The organism is Allocoleopsis sp., from assembly GCF_036703385.1.
Lineage (GTDB): Bacteria > Cyanobacteriota > Cyanobacteriia > Cyanobacteriales > Coleofasciculaceae > Allocoleopsis.
In genome coordinates, this window is record NZ_DATNPA010000286.1 from 1 (window position 1) to 2,528 (window position 2,528).

A 2,528-nucleotide genomic window follows, 5' to 3' on the forward strand; every position below is an offset into this window, starting at 1 on the left:
GAAGACCCTGAGTTTGAGACGTTCTACACCAAGAACATTCTCTTAAACGAGGGTCTACGGGCTTGGATGGCTCCCCAAGACCAACCCCATGAGCACTTTGAGTTCCCTGAGGAAGTTCTGCCTCGCGGTAACGCTCTGTAAGAAATAGCTGACTTAATTTTCCGATAAGCTTCATACCCCTACCCATCGGTAGGGGTATTTTTTTGAAGCTAAGCCCATAAAAATTTCTTTGTGTTATGTTGATGAAAGGTGCTAAGCACCTAGTCAATTACGGCAATAGAACCGTATAGGGATTTATAGGAGGTGATGCCCATGACAGATAGCAGTAAAACCATGGGTCATCTGGTTGGAGTTAGCCGGCTGTGCGCCGGGGCTGTTCTCTAACAGTCAGCTCGGTTCTCTTCGGAGAATCATATTAATTGATAGACTGAGCTGGAGCGGAGTTCCTTCCGGCAGTCTGGTTTCAATCAGAAGACCCGCTAGACCGCTTTCACAATGAGTGTAGGGAATTTAACCCAAGCACTTCCCGTGAAAGCGGATAGTTTTTTAGGGGCTGAGCAGGATACTGGTGTTGGGTTGAATAGCATCGCGAGGAAGATAAGCTATGGCTGAGCTACTCACGGATACAGAAATTCAAGAACGCGCCAAGCAGCTAGAAGGCTGGACAGTAGAAGGGAAAGAGCTAAGGCTGACTCGAAAATTTAAGGATTTTGTGGAGGCGATCGCATTTGTGAATCAGCTCGTCGAACCCGCTGAAGCCGCCGGACATCACCCCGACATAGAAATTTCTTACAACAAAGTGACCGTTAGTTTGACAACCCATGATGCTGGCGGCTTGACTTCCCAGGACTTTGACCTAGCACAAGTGATTTTTCAAATATAAGTTGGGTTAAAATTTAGTTAAAGATAAAACGCTACGGCTCTTTATCTAAAAACCCAAGAGCATGAGCATCAAACCCTTGCAGGTCTAGGCAAAGGGAGATTCGTCTAGGCAAAGGCAGATTCATTATTCAGTAAAACTCAAGAAAAAGTCTGTCTAGCCTATGTTACATAGACGATGTACCATAATTCAGGAAGGACGAGACAACTCTTTCTACTAAGGTGTGAGGATAAGAGAAGATGTCTAATTTACTGTGGAGAGCTTTAATTGTTAGTCCAGCTGTATTAGGCGCAACCCTGCTAATCTCAGCGGGTGCCGCTCGTGCAGCCGGGAGTGACAGCTTAATCGCCAATGACAGCCAGAAGGCTACAGCAACTGTTCAGCCTCAAGCTCCAGAGGCTCAAAAGTCAGAAGAACAGTCTCAGGCGATCGTGCCAACAGCGGAAACAACCTCGCCAGAGGCTAAGCAACAACCCGAATTTTCAACAGCCGCTACAGCCACTTCAGCACAGCCTCAGCTGGCTGACCTGAAATTACCCTCTCAAGTGTCTTTGACTCCTAGTCAACTGACACCGGCTAACCCAACAGCACAAGATGCAGCCCCCGCAGGATTGCCTCAAGCCGCGCCAACCTTGGCTCAATCGGCTCCTGGAGAATCCAATAGTGCTGACGTTTTAAATCAAATCAACCGCTACAGCCGTGAAGGCAACAACGCGGCTTCCCAAGACCAGGTAACCAACGTCTCCCAGCTGAGCGATGTCAGACCCACGGACTGGGCTTATGAAGCCCTGCGCAGTCTGGTAGAGCGCTACGGTTGTATTGCTGGATATCCGGATGGCTCGTTTCGCGGTAACCGGGCAATGACTCGCTATGAGTTTGCCGCTGGTTTAAATGCCTGCTTACAGCAAGTCGAGCGTTTAATTGCCTCCAGCACATCTGAATTTGTGACCAAGAGCGACCTAGAAACTCTACAGCGCTTAGTGGATGAATTCAGGACAGAACTGACAGCGCTGGGAACACGAGTTGATAAACTCGAAGGGCGTGTGGCCTTCTTGGAAGACCATCAGTTCTCAACAACCACCAAACTTGGCGGAGAAGCCATCTTCGCTCTCACGGACGAGTTCGGTCAGCGTGTTTCCAACAACACGGTATTCCAAGACCGGGTTCGTCTGACGTTCAACACCAGCTTTACCGGGAAAGACCGTTTGGTAACTCGTCTAGCGGCGGGCAATGCCAATGTCTTCAGTAACAGCAGCACGGGCGGCAGTTTATTTGAAGGGCAACAAACCTTTAACATCGGTAACACGGGTAACAACAACGTTGCTCTAGACTGGTTGGCGTACTACTTCAACTTTGGCAGCTCTAAAGTTTACTTGGCTGCTACGGGAGGGATTCATAGCGACTACGCCCCCACCCTCAACCCTTACTTTGAGGACTATGATGGCGGCAATGGTGCTCTCTCAACCTTCGCCTCGGAAAACCCAATTTATCGAATTGGTGGTGGTGCCGGTGCTGCAATCAGTCTTGGTGTAGGTCCGTTACAGAGTATCCTGGGGCCTAGCACATTGACCGTCGGTTATTTGGCAGGGGCTAATAATGGTCCAAATGGCCTATTGAATGGTTTTGGAGCAAATAATCCCAAAGAGAA

2 protein-coding genes and 1 pseudogene are annotated in these 2,528 nt (G+C 48.9%); all 3 read left to right on the forward strand.

Features of this window, described 5'->3' with window-relative positions:
* A pseudogene (locus tag V6C93_RS13745) lies at positions 1 to 141 on the forward strand (photosystem II D2 protein (photosystem q(a) protein)); the annotation flags it as partial.
* 463 nt (positions 142 to 604) lie between these two features.
* Complete coding sequence (locus V6C93_RS13750) at positions 605 to 883, forward strand: 4a-hydroxytetrahydrobiopterin dehydratase (RefSeq protein WP_333477223.1); 279 nt, start codon at positions 605 to 607, stop codon at positions 881 to 883.
* Positions 884 to 1,119: 236 nt separating this feature from the next.
* Positions 1,120 to 2,528 (forward strand): iron uptake porin (locus V6C93_RS13755; protein WP_333477224.1); only part of this gene is annotated, 1,409 nt, incomplete at its 3' end.